The sequence below is a fragment of the Roseateles sp. genome (genome assembly GCF_046300915.1).
In the GTDB taxonomy this organism is placed as follows: Bacteria; Pseudomonadota; Gammaproteobacteria; order Burkholderiales; family Burkholderiaceae_C; genus Kinneretia.
Genome location: NZ_JBKCLH010000185.1, coordinates 1 through 17772 on the forward strand (window position 1 = coordinate 1; position 17772 = coordinate 17772).

The following is a 17772-nucleotide window of genomic DNA, read 5'->3' on the forward strand; positions in this document are numbered from 1 at the left end:
CGCCGGACGCGGCTTGACGGGCTGGGCCGCGGGCGGCGGCGGCGGAGCCGGCTTGGGCGGCTCGGGCGCCTGGATCAGGCTGACCATGATGGGCGCAGCCTCCACCACGGCTTGGCGCACCGCGTCCACCTGCAGCAGGGCCCAGACCCCCAGCACATGGGCGGACAGCACGCCGCCCGTCAGCAGGCGCCGCGCCAGCGGCCCGAGCTCATCGCGCTGAACGGCACGCAGAGGCGCCAACCCGAAGCCACCGCCAAAAGGCGGCGCCGGGGAGCGGGGCGATGTCGGGTGGTCGGTGGCCTGAAGAAGGGCCGGGGAGGCTTGGGTCACGGGCTTGCTGCGCCAGCGGCGCCACAGGGTTCACGGCAAGCCAAATAGTAACACTAATGCGAACTATTCTTATTAGTAGTTCATAAATCAGGATGGCTTGCGGCCGATCATGTGCACGGCGTGCAACAGCCGCGCGGCATGCGCACCGCGCTTGTATGCTCGCGCCCATGATCAAGACTCTCACGCGTTGGCTGCTGCTGGCGGGCGCCCTGCTGCTGGTGGCCAGTCTCTATCCCGGTGTACAGGTCACCAGCTATGGCGCGGCCCTGATCGCCGCCCTGGTGCTCGGTTTGCTGAACACCCTGCTGCGCCCCATCCTCGTGCTGCTGACCTTGCCGGTCACGGTGCTGAGCCTGGGCCTCTTCCTCTTCGTGATCAATGCCCTGATGTTCTGGGCCGCCGCCTCGGTACTGGACGGGCTGGCGGTCACGAGCTTCGGAGCGGCCCTGATCGGCTCGCTGATCTACAGCCTGTGCGGCATGGGCATCGATGTGATCATCGAGCGCCTGTTCCCCGAGACGGACTGAGTTGCGGCGCTGCAGCCGCCCTGCTCAGGGCGCGGCGCTGCTGCGCAGTGGCAGCTCGGCGCCGGGTGGCGCGCCGCGCGGGTAGAGCTCGGCCAGCAGCGGGCGGCGCTCGTAGATCAGGCTGCGCAGTCGGGCATCGATGACGGCTGCCTCGATCTGGTCGACCTGGGGCCCGCGCGACTGGTTGAGCCCGGAGCGCAGGCGGTCGATGGCGCCATTGAGATCGCCCAGAGCCGCCCTCGCCTCGCCCAGGGCGCGCACCGAGCGCAGGGGTCGGTCCAGCTTCTGCCACAGCTGGGCCAGCAGATTCCAGGCCAGCGCGTCGCGGGGGTTGAGGCTCACATGGGTCTGCAAGGTCTCGGCCGCCTCGCGGGCCGGCTGCAGATCGGCGTCGTAAATGGCCAGCTGGGCCCGCTGCATCATCAGTGGGCGTGAACGGTCCTGGGCCAGCGGCGCCAGGGCGGCATAGCCGCGCGCGGACTGCTCCTGAGCCTGGGCCAGCTCGGCCCGCAGCAGGCGCAAGGCACGGCGAGCTCGGGCCTCATCGCCGATGAGCTCCAGCAGCTGCTCCGCGCTCTGCAAGGCCGTTTCGGCACGGGGCCAGTTGCGCAGCTTGATGGAGGCCAGGGCGCTGGCATAGCGCGCGCCCAGCTGCTCATAGGCATTTCCGCGGGTGCCGGCATCCAGGCCCTGCTGCTGGGCCAGGATCTCGGCGCGGCCGTCCATCAGCACGCGGGCCCGTGCCGCCATCAGGGCATGCTCGGCCAACCCCTGGGGACGCACCGGCGCCACGGCGCCCAGACGCGAACGCGCCTCACCAATGCGCTCGCTGGTCAGGGGGTGTGAGCGCAGATAGGGGTAGGCCCCCGAGTCCATCAGGTGATAGGCCTGCTCCATGCGCTCGAACATGCTCATCATGCCGGCCGGTGCATAGCCCGCATGGCCCATCAGATTGAAGCCCACGCGGTCGGCCTCGCGCTCCATATCGCGCGAGAAGCTGAGCGATGCCGCCGCCGCCGCGGCCTGACTGCCCACGATGGCCGCCTGCACCGCATTGGCATTGCCCGAACGCGAGGCCGCGAGCACGGCGGCAATCATGCCGGCCGTGGCCAGCAGGCTGTTGCGCGAGTCGCCCGCCATGCGTCGGGCGATATGGCGCTGGCTCACATGCGAGAGCTCATGCGCCAGCACCGAGGCCAGTTCGTCCGGCGCGCCGGTCATCGCAATCAGGCCCAGATGCACGCCCACAAAGCCGCCTGGCAGCGCAAAGGCATTGACGCTGCGGTCGCGCACCAGAAAGGTTTCCCAGGCAAAGCGGGTGCTGGTGTCCTCGCCAATATGACCCAGCTGACGCCCCGAGGCCACCAGCGGTGCCCACAGACGCTGCACGTATTCGAGCAGCATGGGGTCATCCAGATAGTCCGGGTCGACACGGATCTGCCGCATGATCTGATCGCCGAAGCGGCGCTCGTCATTCACATCCAGGTCTTGCGAGACCGAATCCCCCAGCGCCGGCAGACTGACTTGGGCCTGCGTCAGGGGCGTGGCCGACAGGCTCAGGGCAGCCACCAGGGCCACCGCGAGACGGCGCGGCCGATTCATCATGCGGGTCAAGGGCGTCACTCCCGAGGCACGGAGCCGGAAAACAAGGTCACTATGATGACAGACCTTTGATTGCTCGATTGTTTCCAGCCGCCATCATCATGAGCTCACCGCTGACGCATTTCGACTCCCAGGGCCAGGCCCATATGGTGGACGTGGCCGGCAAGTCCGAGACCCATCGCGTGGCCCGCGCGGCCGGTCGCATCCGCATGCAGCCGGGCACACTGGCCCTGATCGCCCAGGGCTCGGCCAAGAAGGGCGATGTGCTGGGCGTGGCCCGCATTGCCGCCATTCAGGGGGCCAAGCGCACATCCGATCTGATCCCGCTGTGCCACCCCCTGCCCATCACCCGGGTGGCGGTGGAATTCGAACTGGATGAAGCCGCCAGCGCCGTGATCTGCAGCGCCCAGGTCGAGACCCTGGGCCGCACCGGCGTGGAGATGGAGGCCCTGACCGCCGTGCAGATCGGTCTGCTCACCATCTACGATATGTGCAAGGCCGCCGACCGCGGCATGGTGATGGAGCAGATCCGCGTGCTGGAGAAACAGGGCGGCAAGAGCGGGGCCTGGCACGCGGAGATCTAGGCCGCGGCGCGCCACGCCTCAGCGCATCTCGCGATAGCCGAAGTCGCGGGCCGGGGGCTCACATTGGAAGGGCAGGTCGCGGATGCCTGCCTCCCGCAGGGCCTCGCACTCGAGCAGCCATTCCTCGCCCTGCTTGCTGCGGAACTCGCGCAGGCGCGCCACCACATAACGGGCTCGCTCCACATCGCCGCTGGCGTTCAGCGATTTGGCCCAGGCCATCATCAGGCGGACGTCGATGAGGTTGTGGGCCGTGCGCTGGGCCGCCTCAAGGGCCAGGGGCCCCGGGATCCAGGTGGTGGCTGCCGCATAGTCGGCCTGGGTGGAGAAGAACAGACTGCCCTGCCCTCGCTCGATACGCGACTCCAGCGACGCTGCCTTGGCTGGCGGCATGTAGATGTCCACCACACGCAGATAGTCCCAGACCGCCAGCGTGCTGCCGGCCAGCATCAGCACACCGCCCAGACGCAGCAGGGTTGGCGCGGTGCCGGGTCTTGCCCCCAGAGCCGGCTCGCGTGCCGGCTCCGGCGCCAGACAGACGCCCAGCGCGAACAGCGTGGGCAGCAGGAAGTAGGCATACCAGAGCGGGTACTCCAGCAGGCTGTGCAGGCCGATCATCAGCACCACCATGAAGGCACAGCGCTTGATCAGTGCCAACTCGCCCTGGGCGCAACGGCTGGCCCACCAGGCCGCGGCGACCGCCCCTGCCAGCAGACCCAGCACCAGCAGGCCCAGGGGCCAGCCCAGCTCCACCAGCAGCTGCATGACGATGTTGTGCGTGTGATCGAAGAAGGCCACGGGCCGATCCGGGAAGGGCGTCATGCTCCAGGCCAGATTGAACTCACCCCAACCCACGCCGGTCCAGGGATGCATCTTGAGCAGGGTCCAGGCATTGGCCAGGATGGCCAGGCGCGAGGGCGAGCCCGCGCCCTCGGCCAGACGGGACTCGGCCCCGAAGGCCTGACCGCTGGCATGCGACCAGCCGGAGAGCGCAGCCCAGCTCAGGGCCAGCATCAGGGGCGTGGCCATCAGCGCCCAGCGCTCGGCCCGCGGCAGACGCCGGTCGAGCAAGCCCCAAAGCGCCAGCAGCACCACGCCCAGCATGCCGGTGCGCGAAGCACTCAGCACCACACCGAACACCAGGGCGAACAAGAGCACAGGCAGCAGCCAGGGCCGGCTGCGGCGACCGAGCTGCCCAGCGGCAGACAACCAGACCGCGGCCACGCAGGCCCACATCAGCAGGCTGGCCAGATGATTGGGCTGGCGCAGATTGCCCACGGCCCGACCGGCAATGCCGGAGCGGGCAATGAGATTGCCGTCGGCCAGCTGAGGCGCGAAGACCTGAATCACGCCGATGAGCAGGGACAGCAGGCCCGCCGCCAGCAAGCCCCAGCAGAAGCCCGCCCAAAGGCTGGGCGCCGAGCCGGTCCCGCCCGGGCCGAGGCGCGCGCCGTACTGCAACACCAGCAAGGCCGCCACCAACAGGGCCCCGGCCTGCCAAGCCAGGCTCATGGGCAGGTCATTGAGCCAGGGCGACAGCAGGGCGCTGCCCAGGAGCAGCAGCAGAGCCAGCACCGCCGCACGCATGGCGGCGATGCCGCCACGCTGCGATTGACCGACAGACGCCACCGGCCAGAGCCACAGCGCCGCACCCCAGGCGCCCAGGGCCAGGAGTTGATTGAAGAGGGTGGCCGAGGGTGTCAGGTTGTAGGCCAGCAGGGGCGGCAGCGCAGTGGCCAGCAGCGGCCCCCAAGCCGGGCGGCCCTGACCTTGAGACATGGATTGCATGGGGGCGAATGATGGCATGGCGCACGTGCCCCCAATTGAGCCAGCACGAACAACGCGCTAACGGAAGTCTTGCGGCAAGTAACTTTGCGCAGGGCTGTCGCACCACAATGGGGTGGCATGGGCAAGTGCAACCACATCGCAACGAGATCGCCACGATGTGGTCGCGGGCTCCCAGTGAGTCACCACTTGCCGAGCAAGATATCTGGCCCTATCGACGTCACCTTCGCTAGCCAGAGTCTCGGACCAGCGCATTAACAGCCGTGGGTCAACAAGCACATGCGCGGTCCGCTCTATGGCCTGCAACTTCGCCTCTGATTCGGGCATCAGATCTGCATAGATCCTATCCGCCCAAGGGCCAAACAATACTGATCGTTGCCCGTGCCCAATCTCTTGGGGCATCGGGAGAGCCTCATCTAGATATAAAGAGGCCACTCGCTGATAGTCAAGCCAAGCAGTCAAGCTACAAACGATCATCAGCAACCCCGCCAAAGCAAACGAACCTCCTCTTTTCCTGATCGTCCGCGCATCAGATTTGGCTGGATCACTATCGCTCTCTGGCACAGCCCGAAAAGCCAAACAAATGCCAAGCAGAAGAGCACTTGGCAACAAAAAATAGAGATACCAAAGCGGGTACTCGAGCATGCTGTGAATCAGAACAATAACTAGCTGAGCAACGGCACACTTGTATGCAAAAGGCAGGCGATTCGACAAGTACTCCTTAGGGTTTATGGCATATATCAATGTGACAACCAAAAATACTATTACCAAACCACCAAGCGGCAGACCTAGCTCAGTCAGAACGTGAAGAGGCAAGTTGTGCACATGGTCCGGCAATTCAGCCGACTGTCGCTTAAATTCAGTAAGCGCCCAAGCACGATTAAACTCCCCCCAACCGACTCCAGTCCACGGTTCCCGCAGCAACAGCACAAAAGCATCATGCCATATTGCGACTCGGGTAGGTGAACCAACGCCCTCACTAAGCCTGGTAGCGCTTCCAACCGCAAAGCCCCCCCATCGCGCCAATATGGCCATCACCGCCATAGAAACAAAAAGAGCCAAAACCGCAACTAGGAGCCCATGTTTTGCACGATCAACAATTCTCCGATCAAATTGAGCCAAGATAAACAGTAGCACCAAACACAGCACCCCCGTCCTCGAAGCCGTCAGTGCAATCGCAAACGACAACACGACGAGCGCCGGCCACATTACAAAACCGAACTTTGCGCGCGAGCACCCGAGCCAAACGGCAGAGATACAAGCCAAGCAAAGAAATGACGCCGTATGATTCGGCTGCCGCATATTCCCAATTGCACGACCCGCATCGCTCGTGCGCGCAATCCAGTCTCCGTCAGCAGCCCCGGGAAAGAACACCTGAATGACACTGACAACTGCGAGCATCAGCCCAAGAATAAGCCACCCAACACAGATCAATTCAACCCATTTCTCCATTTCACCAGCCTGCCCTATCGCGCAGCCAGCAAGAAACGAAATCGCCGCAGCCAGCAAAAATCCTGCACTGATCAGGCCAATGGCAATGGGCAGGTCTCTGTAGACAACCGACCACACAACACCGAACAGCAGCAAAGACCAAAGAGACAGCGGGGCAAATACCTGATTAGGCAACTCAGCTGCCCTTACTTGCCGTTCAAACCCAGCCAGTGCAATGACTATTCCCCAGCACAATAGGGCCGCGAGCTGATGAAGCGCACTACTGATTGGTGCTTGGACGAAGCCAATCATAGGAGGGCTTGCACAGGCCACGACGACTGCTAGTCGCTGCAAGAAATCCCCGTGTCTATAGATAATGCCGCCGTATAGAACCATGAGGCACCGAAAACATCAAACTAACGCAGATGTACGCCGACGGCAGAGTAAGTCGTCAGTCAAATATCACCACCAAAAGAAAAGGGCGCCATCAAGGCGCCCCATCATACTCAAAGAATATCTAAATGATATCCTTAGGTCTTAGGCATGAACTTCGAAGCCACGTCGCCACCCACCGAGGTCTTGCAAGAGGCTCCAGCCGTGCAGGTGACCGTATAAACGATATCCTTACCATCAACGGAACTGTTACCAGTGGCACGCATACGCATGGTAATCGTAGCGGTGGTAGCATCCACGCCCGCCGCGGTTACGGATGCAACATACTTACCATTAATGTTGGTCGGCGTAGCGTCCAAGCCAAAGGCAGCGTTCGACAGACCTCCTGCCAGCGCTCCCTCGTTGAACATCACCTGCGCATTGCGAATTGCAGTGGAAGCCAAAGAAGATGCCTCGGACACCTTGCCCTTGGTGGTGTAGTCCTGATACGCGGGCAACGCCACAGCGGCCAGGATACCAACGATCGCCACGACGATCATCAGTTCGATCAGGGTGAAACCCTTTTGGACTTTGCGCTTCATGCTCATGTCAGACTCCTGCGGAAAGAGAGGTTGGGGAAGAGACATCCCCCCTGAATGCAGGGGTCGTGCCAGCCCGGCAGACCGCTCGCCACGTGACACAGATCACGGATATTTCCCATTCCGGGGCCGGTGACTGACATTTTTTGTCAGCCCCGCTGGCGCGATTTGTTGCCCCCGGCTGGATCTGACAAATTTTGTCAGACGCGGAAGAAGCCCTTGTGTAACAAGGACTTACAGCTCGATGAGCTGGCCGGCACGCAGGGCAGCCATGCGGTGAGCGCCAGGCAGGGCGGCAATCTCGGCCATGACCGCCTCCACCTCACCCGGCTTGATATGGGTGATGTGGATGTGCGGCTCACCCTGAAGCTGGGCCAGCTCCCGGCCCAGCGCCGCGGGGCAGAGGTGGCGGCTGATGGCCGCGAGCTGCTGCTCCTCGTCGCTGAACGCCGTCTCGATGACGAGATGCGAGACCCGCAACTGGGCCAGGCGCTGCCAGAGCAGGGGGTTGGGGCCGGTATCCCCGGTGTAGACCCAATGGGCGTGATCCCGGGCGGCCCCCGTGTCCACCGCAAAGCCGCAGGCCGGCACGGTGTGGGCGGCGCTGAGCACTTCGATCATGCGGCCGCCCAGGTCCAGGCGCTGCCCCACCTCGAAGGGCTGCAGGGTCAGCACGGGTCGCTCGGCGCTGGGCAGGCGAGTGAAATCGGGCCAGATCACGCCGTTGAAGAGGTGCTGACGCAGCGCCTCCAGCGTGGGCGCCAGGGCATGGACCTGGATGGGCGGCCGGCCGGCCTGGGCGCGCAGGCGCAGCACCGAGTCGGCCAACAGAGGCAGGCCCAGCACATGGTCAAGATGGGAGTGGCTCAGCAGCACATGGTCCACCCGCGCCAGGGCAGACAAGTCCAGATCGCCCACGCCGGTGCCGGCGTCGATGAGCACATCGTCGTCCAGCAAAAAGGCGGTGGTCTTGTAACCGGCGGCGATGGCGCCGGAACACCCCAGGACTCTGATCTTCATGCGCGGCGTTTTCTTGAGCCCGGGGCTCGTTCAGCAGGGCTCCCAATTTACGCGGCCCTGCCGCCAGCGCGAAGCCTGATGCTGTGAGATTGTCCCGACTTCATGGGAGAAGCCCGTCAGAGCGTGACTTGCTGCACGCGGTGTAACTGGCGGCGGGCGCCGACCCGCAGGGGTTCAGCCCGGCTGAACGAACTGCATTTGCGTGCCCGCCAGCTCGATCACATCGCCGCTCTTGAGGGCGATGGACTCGCCCGTCAAGGGTGCGCCGTTCACCGTAGGACGGGCGCCGCCTTCCACATGAGCGAAGACATAGCCGCTGGGCCGCTTGGTGATGGAGGCTACCTGCACGCCGGGCTTGCCCACGGTGGTGACCACCTTGGTGAGGCTGACCTCGCGGCCGGCAGCAGCGCCAGTGAGCACGCGAATGGAGGCCGGGCTGGCTGAACTTGCGGGGGTGCCCAGGGGACCGAAGGCCGAGGGCATGCCGAAACCACTGGGCGTGGCACCCGGCTTGAGAATCATGGTCTTCTCGTAGTCGGCACTGTCTTCGAGCAGGAACTTGATCTTGTACTTGCCGACCTCAACGACGTCGTTGCTGTTGAGCAGCTGCTTCTTGATGGCCGTGCCGTTGATGTAAGTGCCGTTGGTGGAGTTCAGGTCTTCAATGAAGACGTCGTTACCCACCATCTGAAGCACGGCGTGTTCGCCACTGACCGCCAGATTGTCGATGACGATGTCGTTGTAAGGCCGCCGCCCGAGCGTGGTCTTGTCCTTGGTGATCTGCACCTCCTTGATCACCACGCCGTCGAGCGAAACCACCAGTTTGCCCATGCTTGACCTCAGTCCTGTTATCTCATTGTTGTGCCGCCCGGAACGGAGGGCGCCGGCCGCGCCTTCAGCGCCGACCGAAAGGCCACCAGGTCCGGCTGACGGGCTTGACGCGCCCCTCGGCACGAGCCAGCACGATCGCAATATTATCCTTGCCGCCCATGTCATTGGCGGCGGCAATGAGTGCCTGAGCCGCTTCGGACAGCGAAGGGTGGTTTATCAACAACTGTGCCAGGGCGTCGTCGTCCAGCATGTCGGACAGGCCGTCGGAGCAGAGCAGGAAGAGATCGCCCGGCTGTACCTCATGCTGATGCAGCTCCAGCATGACGGTGTCTTCCACCCCCACGGCGCGGGTCACCAGATTGCGATTGGCAGAAAAGGCCGCCTCTTCGGGCGTCAACAGGCCCGCATCCAGCTGTTCCTGGAGCAGAGAATGGTCACGGGTGAGCTGGGTGAACTGGCCGCCGCGCAGGCGGTAGGCGCGTGAGTCACCCACATGGCCCAGCAGGAGTCCATCCTCGCGGAACACGGCCACCACCAGGGTGGTACCCATGCCCGCATAGCGCGGGTTGGTGTTGGCGGCATTGAAGATGGCGCGGTTGGCATTGTCCACGCAGATGTCCATGGCCCGGCGCACATCGGCAGGCCCGGCCTTGCCGCCCGTTTCCTTGAGCCAGCGGCCCAGCTCGGCCTTGATGAAGCTGGTCAGCATCTGGCTGGCCACCTCTCCGGCGTTGTAGCCGCCCATACCGTCGGCCAGCACGGCCAGACCCACGTCCGCCTCCACGGCCACCGAGTCCTCGTTGTTGTCGCGGGCGCGGCCAACATCGGTAGCGCTGTAGATCTCCACGGTCATGGGCTGAGATAGTAGGTCGGAACGAAGAGCTCAGGCATTGTGCCCCGGTTCACCGCGATCAAGTCGCGCGGTCCGATCGAAGGCCGCGGCAGACGTGAAATCCTGAGCGGCTGGTGCCGGGTCTTGCCACTCAGCCCCCACCTGGGCCAGCACGGCATCCAGGTCCTCGGCCATGGCGTCGCCGGTGGCATAGCGCAGCTCGGGTCGCTTCTCCAGGGCCAGGGCCAGGACCAAGGCCAGGGACTCGGGCAGACCGGGGCGGTAATGCCGCACATCCGGCGGAGCCTGTCTGGCAATCTGCTGCATCAGCGCGGCCATGGAGTCTGCTTGATGCGGCAGGCGCCCCGTGAGCAGCTGGTAGAGCATCACCCCGAGTGAGTAAAGATCACTGCGCCCATCCACATGCAGGCCCGCCAGCTGCTCGGGCGACATGAAGGACGGCGTGCCCAGGACCAGGCCGGTGCGTGTGCGGCTGCCGTCGGCCAGGCGAGCAACGCCGAAGTCCATGATCTTGAGCGAGCCCGAGACGGGCTCGTACATCACATTGCTGGGCTTGATGTCGCGGTGCACCACCCCGTGGGCATGGGCATAGGCCAAGGCCCGTGCCAGGCGCACCCCCATGGCCAAAACCTCACGCACCGGCAGGAGTCGGCCCGCCACCGCGTAGTGACTGAGGTCGCGGCCGGGCGCGTACTCCATGGCGATCCAGGCATCCTGACCGGACTGCCCGGCATCGAGAACGCCGAGTATGTCGGGGTGCTGCAGCTGACGCGCTGCACGCGCCTCGCGCATGAAGCGCTGGCGCACATCGATCAAATCCTCGGCAGCGAACTCGCGTTGCAGAGCCAGGCGCTTGATGGCCACTTGGCGGCCGCTGGACTTCTCGGTGGCCATACAGACCACGGCCATGGCCCCACGCCCGAGCTCGGCACCCAGGGTGTAGGCCGAGAGGTCACCCGCCCCCTCCTGCCCCGCAAGCTGGCGGGAGGGGTTTGCGACACGGGTACTGGCCCCTTCTGCGAGCGGCTCGGCCTCCGCCGCGCGACCGGCACCGCTCAGGCGGTCCAGGGTGCGCTTCCAGAAGCCGGATGCCATGGTGCGATCAGGCAGCGGCGCTGCCGCCGCCTCCACCCTGGCGGGCCGCGACCAGCTTGCCCAAGGCCAGCACCAGCAGTGCCCCGGCAACGCCGCATCCGTAGTACAGGGCGGGCAAGACCTGGCTGCTGCCCGGCTTGTCGCCCTCGACCATCGGCACATAGGCCGAGAACGCAGGATCGCCCACCATCATGGTGCCGGCAATCCAGCCCAGCAGCATGGCGCCCAGCACGATGACCATGGGGAAGCGATCCATCAGCTTGATCACCAGCTGGCTGCCCCAAACGATGATGGGGATGGAGACCAGCAGACCGAAGATCACCAGCGGCATCTGATGACCACCGCCCGCGCCTTCGGCGGCGCCCGCAATGGCGATCACATTGTCCAGGCTCATCACGAAGTCCGCCACGATCACCGTCTTGACGGCGGCCCAGAGCTTGTCACTGGCCTGGATATTGCCGTGCTCGTCCTCGTCTTCTGGGACCAGCAGCTTCATGCCAATCCACAGCAGCAGCAGGCCGCCCACCAGCTTGAGGAAGGGCAGCTTGAGCAGGGTGAGTGCGAAGAAGATGAGCACGACGCGCAGCAGGATGGCTCCGGCCGTGCCCCACAAGATGCCCAGGCGCCGCTGGGCCTCGGGCAGCTTGCGACAGGCCAGCGCGATCACGACCGCGTTGTCGCCGCCCAGCAAGATGTCGATCATGATGATCTGGCCGACGGCAAGCCAGAACTCGGGGCTGGTGAACATGTCCATGTGAGGAGCTTTGTAATAAGGGGTTACCACGGCCCGTGCCGGACTATAGCCGGGCCTCTTGCGCATGGGGTGCGCCAATGCAAAAAGGGGCCAAAGCCCCTTTTTGCCTGGCCGCAAAGACTGCGACCAAATTGTGCGCTGCGGCAGGCCGGACGCCGATGCGTGGATTTACGCATCGGGGACCGAGCCCCGCGGCGGGTCGATTACAGCAGGCCCTTGAGCAAGCGGCCCATCTCGGACGGATTGCGGGTCACGGTGAAGCCGCACTCTTCCATGATGGCCAGCTTGGCATCGGCCGTGTCAGCACCGCCGGAGATCAGCGCGCCAGCATGGCCCATGCGCTTGCCCGGAGGGGCGGTGACACCAGCGATGAAGCCGACGATGGGCTTCTTCATATTGGCCTTGCACCAACGGGCGGCTTCTGCCTCATCCGGGCCGCCGATTTCACCGATCATGATGACGGCATCGGTGTCCGGGTCGTCGTTGAAAGCCTTCATCACATCGATGTGCTTCAGGCCGTTGATCGGGTCACCACCGATACCGACAGCCGACGATTGGCCGATACCCAGCTCGGACAGCTGCGCCACGGCTTCATAGGTCAGGGTGCCGGAACGCGAAACCACGCCGACGCGACCCTTCTTGTGGATGTGGCCGGGCATGATGCCGATCTTGATCTCGTCGGGCGTGATCAGGCCGGGGCAGTTGGGGCCCAGCAGCAGGGTGCGCTTGCCACCGGCAGCTTCCTTGGCCTTCATCTTGTTGCGCACTTCCAGCATGTCGCGCACGGGGATGCCTTCGGTGATGCAGATCGCCAGATCCAGATCGGCCTCAACGGCTTCCCAGATGGCGGCGGCAGCGCCGGCGGGCGGCACGTAGATCACGGAAACAGTGGCACCGGTCTGGGCAGCGGCTTCCTTGACCGTGGCGTAGATGGGAATCTCGGAGAACTTCTCGCCCGCCTTCTTGGGGTTCACGCCAGCGACGAAGGCGTTCTTGCCGTTCGCGTAGGCTTGGCAGCCCAGGGTGTGGAACTGACCGGTCTTGCCCGTGATGCCCTGGGTGATGACCTTGGTGTCTTTGTTAATGTAGATCGACATGATTTCTTTCCTTGCAGCAGGGCTTACTTGACGGCGGCGACGATCTTGGTCGCGGCTTCGGCCATGGTGTCGGCGGCGATGATGGGCAGGCCGGATTCAGCCAGCATCTTCTTGCCCAGCTCTTCGTTGGTGCCCTTCATGCGAACCACCAGCGGCACGGACAGGTTCACGGCCTTGCAGGCGGTGATCACGCCTTCGGCGATGGTGTCGCACTTCATGATGCCGCCGAAGATATTGACCAGGATGCCCTTCACTTCCGGGTTCTTCAGCATGATCTTGAAGGCCTCGGTCACCTTCTCGGCCGTGGCGCCACCGCCCACGTCCAGGAAGTTGGCCGGCTCGCCGCCGAACAGCTTGATGGTGTCCATGGTGGACATGGCCAGACCGGCGCCGTTCACCAGGCAGCCGATATTGCCGTCCAGGCTGATGTAAGCCAGGTCGAACTTGGAGGCTTCGACTTCGGCCGGATCCTCTTCGTCCAGATCGCGGTAGGCCACGATCTCGGGGTGACGGAACAGGGCGTTGGCATCGAAGTTGAACTTGGCATCCAGGGCGATCAGATTGCCCTTGGAATCACAGTTCAGCGGGTTGATCTCAACCAGGGACGCGTCGGTGTCCATGTAGCACTTGTAGAGCTTGGCGAACAGGTCCACGGCCTGGTCGATCGAAGCGCCGGTCAGGCCGATGGCCGCAGCGATCTTCTTGCTCTGCTCGGCGGTCAGACCCACCAGCGGATCGATCATCTCGGTGATGATCTTCTCGGGGGTCGAGTGGGCGACCTCCTCGATGTCCATACCGCCTTCGCTGGACGCGATGAAGGCCACCTTCTGGGTGCCGCGGTCGGTGACCAGCGAGACATACAGCTCGTTCTTGATGTCCGCGCCTTCTTCGATGTAGAGGCGGCGGACCTTCTGACCTGCCGGGCCGGTCTGGTGCGTGACCAGCTGCATGCCCAGGATCTGCTCGGACAGGGTCTTCACATCATCCATCGAACGGGCCAGCTTGACGCCGCCGCCCTTGCCACGGCCACCGGCGTGGATCTGTGCCTTGACCACCCAGACCGGGCCGCCCAGCTTCTGCGCGGCTTCCACCGCTTCTTGCACGGTGAACGCGGGAATGCCGCGCGGCACCGGCACGCCGAACTGGCGCAGGATTTCCTTGCCCTGGTACTCGTGAATCTTCATAGGGGTCTCGCTTAGAGGGAAAAGTCAGGAAGGGGATGTGGTCAGCGCGGCGGCCGGAGCCGGGCGATACCAACGCGGGTAATGGGTTTGCACCACAGGGCCATCGCTGCGCAGGGCATGGCATTTGTCGATCTGGAAAGGCGCACGGCCGGAACCGGCGTCGCCCTCCTGGGTATCGAGCACGACACCGGCGAAAGCCTGGATCACCGCCGTCGGCAGAACCTGGCTCAGTTCGGTGAGGTGGGTGCAGGCCCGGGTACCGGCCAGGCGCTCTTTCACGCCGGCGCGGAAGCCTTTGAGTAGATTGAGTCCGGCAAGGCCGGCATAAGCATCGCCGTGCTCCCCGCAGTAGCCGGGATAGGGCATGCCCATGGTGGTCGACGTCGCGGCCAGCACATTCAGGGTCCGGTCCACAACCAAGCGCAGCAGCATGTCGTGCACCGGCTCGCCAGCGCGGCGCAAGCCCGAGGCCAAGGCGATGTCGCGGGTCTTGATGTCCTGCAAGGTCGCTTCAACGTCGAACAAGCCGTCCTCGCGCGCAAACACCTGCACATCGATCGCGCGACGGTGCAGCAAGCGGCGCTCGGCAACAGGATTGAGCAAGGACATGGAGCGTTGAAACTAGCGCGCAATCAAGCCCGCCAAACCCCAACAATGGGGGGCGGGCACGACTGCCAAAGACCATCAATGTAGCATGCTGCGCTGCCGCAAGCCTTTCGCCAGGCTGTCAGCGCCCACTGTGGAGCCACAAAATCGACCATCCGGTCGATTCTGCCCCGGTCAGCTTCCCGCCTGCAAGCATCCGGCGATTCAGTCGTGATCTCCGCGCAGTACACGACGCACCACCTCGGACGAAAACCCTCGGCCGACCAGGAAGCGAGTCTGCTTGGCCCGCGCTGACGCGTCCTCGGGCGCCGCGCCGCCAAACTTGCGCCGCCAGACTTCCCGAGCCCGCTCCAGCTCGCTGTCCTTGAGCCGCGCATGGGCCTCGGCATCCAGGCTCAGCCCATGCTGGGACAGCTCCTGCTGGATGCGACGGTTGCCATAGCGGGCGGCACGGGCATGCACGCGCGACTCCACGAAACGGCTCTCGTCCAGGTAACCCTGGGCCTGCAGCCAGACCAGCAAGGTATCGACCTCGATCTCGAGGTCGGGCGAGGCGGCGCCGGATTCAGGTTCGAGCATCGCCGGCGTCTGCGCCCCCCCTTCCTCAGCGAAAGCGGCAGCCGCCTCGGCCTGCGCCGCCCGCTCGGCCGCCCGAGCGCGGGCCAGACGCAGCAGCTTGCCGCGCAGCTCCATCAGGCTGTGCTCGCGCTGGGCCAGCAGGGCGATGGCGCGCATCTTGAGCGAGAGCGGCTTCATCAGCCCTCCGGCAAGGCCAGGCTCAAACCTTGGCGGCGATCCGGCGGCAGCAATTCCCGGCCGGGCAGCCCGGACTGGCGCCAGGCGGGCGGCGCCTGCACATCGCTCCAGTACTCGTCCAGCGCCGTGATACGGCCGCCCTTCAGCTGGAAATAGCTATTGGCGTAGAAGGAACGGCCATCCTGGTCCACGCGCAACAGGCTCAGCACCTGGCCAGGCGCCAGGCTGTGCAGGGCCAGCAGGTGCAGGCTCCAGCCCTCGGGATAGATTTCGTTGACATGCACCACCGCGGCCGCACCCACAAAGCGCTCGGCCGTGGCCCACCACTGGCAGCAGGCCTGGGGATGCAGCAACTCGCGCGCCTCGCCCCAGCGTCGGGCCTGGTACAAGGCCCAGAAGCGCTGCACCAGGGCACGCTCCTCAGCCTCGGGCCCGGTGGCCGGCGCCGGCATGCTGTGCGGCGGGCTCACAGCCTGAACGACGCCGGTCTTAATCGGCGTCCACCGCGCCCAGCAAGGGCACGCCCAGGGACTCGCGGATCTTGTTTTCGATCTCGCGGGCGATGTCGGGGTTCTCGCGCAGGAACTCACGGGCATTGTCCTTGCCCTGGCCGATCTTTTCGCCGCTGTAGGCATACCAGGCGCCGGACTTGTCCACCACCTTGGCGACCACGCCCATATCGATGATCTCGCCCTCGCGGCTGATGCCCTCGCCGTAAAGGATGTCGAACTCGGCGGTCTTGAAGGGCGGCGAGACCTTGTTCTTGACGACCTTGACCTTGGTCTCGGAGCCGATCACCTCCTCACCCTTCTTGATCGAGCCGATGCGGCGGATGTCCAGGCGCACCGAGGCGTAGAACTTGAGGGCATTGCCGCCGGTGGTGGTCTCGGGCGAGCCGAACATCACACCGATCTTCATGCGGATCTGGTTGATGAAGACCACGGTGCAATTGGTCTTCTTGATGGTGGCGGTCAGCTTGCGCAGGGCCTGGCTCATCAGGCGAGCCTGCAAGCCGGGCAGGGCGTCGCCCATCTCGCCCTCAAGCTCGGCCTTGGGCGTCAGGGCGGCCACCGAGTCGATGATGATCAGGTCCACCGAACCGGAGCGCACCAGGGCGTCCACGATTTCGAGCGCCTGCTCGCCGGTGTCGGGCTGGCTGATCAGCAGGTCTTGCAGGTTCACGCCCAGCTTCTGGGCGTACTGAACGTCCAGGGCATGCTCGGCGTCGATGAAGGCGCAGACGCCCTGCAGCTTCTGCATCTGGGCGATGACCTGCAGGGTCAGGGTGGTCTTGCCAGAGGATTCCGGGCCGTAGATCTCGATCACACGGCCGCGCGGCAGGCCGCCCACACCCAGGGCGATATCCAGCCCCAGGGAGCCGGTGGAGACCACCTGGATGTCCTCGATCACCTCGCCCTCACCCAGGCGCATGATGGAACCCTTGCCGAATTGCTTCTCGATCTGGGCAAGTGCGGCCTGCAGGGCCTTGGCTTTCTCGGTATTGGCGTTCTTGACGGGGGCGTCCATGGGCTATCTCCTGTTTCGGCTGTGCGCATTATGGCGCAATCTGTATATGCGTACAGTAGTTTAGGCAAGCCCTGCTGCCATTCAATGTCAGCAGTCCCGGTCTCCCTAGAATGTGGGTCCATTGCCGGAAAAGAACTGGGGACAAGCATGCGCATCCTGATCGCGGAAGACGACCAAGTGCTGGCCGATGGACTGCTGCGCGCCCTGCGCGCCTCCGGCTATGCCGTGGACCAGGTCAGTTCCGGCACCGAGGCCGATGCCGCCCTGGCCTCGCATGAATTCGATCTGGTGATCCTGGACCTGGGACTGCCCAAGCTGCATGGCCTGGAAGTGCTGCGCAAGCTGCGCGCCCGCGGTGCCACCATGCCGGTGCTGATCCTGACGGCCGCGGACAGCGTGGAGCAACGCGTCAAGGGGCTGGACCGGGGCGCCGATGACTACATGGCCAAGCCCTTCTCCCTGCAGGAACTGGAGGCGCGGGTGCGCGCCCTCACCCGCCGCGGCCTGGGCACCGCCTCCTCGGTGATCAAGCATGGCCCACTGAGCTTCGACGCCACCGGGCGCGTGGCATACATCAATGACCAGATGGTGGAGCTCTCGGCCCGCGAACTGAGCCTGCTGGAGGTGCTGCTGCAGCGCGCCGGCCGCCTGGTCAGCAAGGACCAGCTGGTGGAGCGCCTGTGCGAGTGGGGCGAAGAGGTGAGCAACAACGCCATCGAGGTCTACATCCACCGCCTGCGCAAGAAGATCGAGCAGGGCCCCATCCGCATTGCCACGGTGCGGGGACTGGGCTACTGCCTGGAGAAGATTCCCGGATGATGG

General features: G+C 64.7%; 18 protein-coding genes and 1 pseudogene. 3 read left to right on the forward strand and 16 right to left on the reverse strand.

What is annotated here, in order from left to right; translation table 11 throughout:
• Positions 1 to 330, reverse strand: a pseudogene (locus ACK5F2_RS13775) (hypothetical protein); the annotation flags it as partial.
• Positions 331 to 500: 170 nt separating this feature from the next.
• Here ACK5F2_RS13775 and ACK5F2_RS13780 point away from each other — a divergent pair.
• Positions 501 to 857, forward strand: a complete 357-nt coding sequence (locus ACK5F2_RS13780) for a phage holin family protein (RefSeq protein ID WP_409865560.1) — start codon at positions 501 to 503, stop codon at positions 855 to 857.
• Positions 858 to 881: 24 nt separating this feature from the next.
• On the opposite strand, the gene ACK5F2_RS13785 is transcribed toward ACK5F2_RS13780, so the two are convergent.
• Entirely contained in the window at positions 882 to 2462 is a 1581-nt protein-coding gene (locus ACK5F2_RS13785; protein WP_409865562.1) for a M48 family metalloprotease, read from the reverse strand.
• A 98-nt stretch (positions 2463 to 2560) separates the two neighbouring features.
• Here ACK5F2_RS13785 and moaC point away from each other — a divergent pair, with 98 nt between their 5' ends.
• On the forward strand, positions 2561 to 3043 hold the full coding sequence (moaC, locus tag ACK5F2_RS13790; RefSeq protein WP_409865497.1) for a cyclic pyranopterin monophosphate synthase MoaC: 483 nt from the start codon (positions 2561 to 2563) through the stop codon (positions 3041 to 3043).
• Positions 3044 to 3061: 18 nt separating this feature from the next.
• Here the strand turns inward: moaC and ACK5F2_RS13795 are convergent, their stop codons facing one another.
• The 14 genes from ACK5F2_RS13795 to recA all read right to left on the reverse strand — a co-directional run bounded on the left by ACK5F2_RS13795 (position 3062) and on the right by recA (position 16950).
• A complete protein-coding gene (locus ACK5F2_RS13795) occupies positions 3062 to 4828 on the reverse strand; it encodes a Wzy polymerase domain-containing protein (RefSeq protein WP_409865499.1) in 1767 nt (588 codons plus the stop codon).
• 57 nt (positions 4829 to 4885) lie between these two features.
• Entirely contained in the window at positions 4886 to 6568 is a 1683-nt protein-coding gene (locus ACK5F2_RS13800; protein WP_409865500.1) for a Wzy polymerase domain-containing protein, read from the reverse strand.
• A 218-nt stretch (positions 6569 to 6786) separates the two neighbouring features.
• Positions 6787 to 7236, reverse strand: coding sequence for a prepilin-type N-terminal cleavage/methylation domain-containing protein (locus ACK5F2_RS13805; RefSeq protein ID WP_409865502.1), 450 nt, complete (start codon positions 7234 to 7236; stop codon positions 6787 to 6789).
• A 225-nt stretch (positions 7237 to 7461) separates the two neighbouring features.
• Complete coding sequence (locus ACK5F2_RS13810; RefSeq protein ID WP_409865504.1) at positions 7462 to 8247, reverse strand: MBL fold metallo-hydrolase; 786 nt, start codon at positions 8245 to 8247, stop codon at positions 7462 to 7464.
• 174 nt (positions 8248 to 8421) lie between these two features.
• Positions 8422 to 9078, reverse strand: coding sequence for an FHA domain-containing protein (locus tag ACK5F2_RS13815; protein ID WP_409865506.1), 657 nt, complete (start codon positions 9076 to 9078; stop codon positions 8422 to 8424).
• Positions 9079 to 9142: 64 nt separating this feature from the next.
• Positions 9143 to 9931: a Stp1/IreP family PP2C-type Ser/Thr phosphatase gene (locus ACK5F2_RS13820; RefSeq protein ID WP_133602137.1), complete on the reverse strand. Its 789-nt coding sequence runs from the start codon at positions 9929 to 9931 to the stop codon at positions 9143 to 9145.
• A gap of 30 nt (positions 9932 to 9961) precedes the next feature.
• Positions 9962 to 11026 (reverse strand): serine/threonine-protein kinase, encoded by a 1065-nt coding sequence (locus ACK5F2_RS13825; RefSeq protein ID WP_409865508.1) that lies wholly within the window; start codon positions 11024 to 11026, stop codon positions 9962 to 9964.
• Between the two features lie 7 nt (positions 11027 to 11033).
• Entirely contained in the window at positions 11034 to 11780 is a 747-nt protein-coding gene (locus tag ACK5F2_RS13830) for a TerC family protein (RefSeq protein ID WP_409865510.1), read from the reverse strand.
• A gap of 203 nt (positions 11781 to 11983) precedes the next feature.
• Entirely contained in the window at positions 11984 to 12877 is an 894-nt protein-coding gene (sucD, locus tag ACK5F2_RS13835) for a succinate--CoA ligase subunit alpha (protein ID WP_133602134.1), read from the reverse strand.
• Between the two features lie 23 nt (positions 12878 to 12900).
• Positions 12901 to 14061: an ADP-forming succinate--CoA ligase subunit beta gene (gene sucC, locus ACK5F2_RS13840; RefSeq protein ID WP_133602133.1), complete on the reverse strand. Its 1161-nt coding sequence runs from the start codon at positions 14059 to 14061 to the stop codon at positions 12901 to 12903.
• A gap of 24 nt (positions 14062 to 14085) precedes the next feature.
• Entirely contained in the window at positions 14086 to 14637 is a 552-nt protein-coding gene (locus tag ACK5F2_RS13845; protein ID WP_409865512.1) for a DUF2889 domain-containing protein, read from the reverse strand.
• Positions 14638 to 14871: 234 nt separating this feature from the next.
• The gene (locus tag ACK5F2_RS13850; protein WP_409865514.1) at positions 14872 to 15423 is read right to left on the reverse strand and encodes a regulatory protein RecX; all 552 of its coding nucleotides are present in this window, start codon (positions 15421 to 15423) and stop codon (positions 14872 to 14874) included.
• A complete protein-coding gene (locus ACK5F2_RS13855; RefSeq protein WP_409865516.1) occupies positions 15423 to 15893 on the reverse strand; it encodes a hypothetical protein in 471 nt (156 codons plus the stop codon). Before ACK5F2_RS13855 ends, ACK5F2_RS13850 begins: the two co-directional genes overlap by 1 nt.
• Positions 15894 to 15912: 19 nt before the next feature.
• Positions 15913 to 16950 carry a recombinase RecA gene (recA, locus tag ACK5F2_RS13860; RefSeq protein ID WP_409865518.1) on the reverse strand — a complete coding sequence of 346 codons (1038 nt, stop codon included), beginning with the start codon at positions 16948 to 16950 and terminating at the stop codon, positions 15913 to 15915.
• 147 nt (positions 16951 to 17097) lie between these two features.
• Between recA and ACK5F2_RS13865 the strand changes: the two genes are divergently transcribed.
• On the forward strand, positions 17098 to 17769 hold the full coding sequence (locus ACK5F2_RS13865) for a response regulator transcription factor (RefSeq protein WP_133602128.1): 672 nt from the start codon (positions 17098 to 17100) through the stop codon (positions 17767 to 17769).
• Positions 17770 to 17772: the final 3 nt, after the last annotated feature.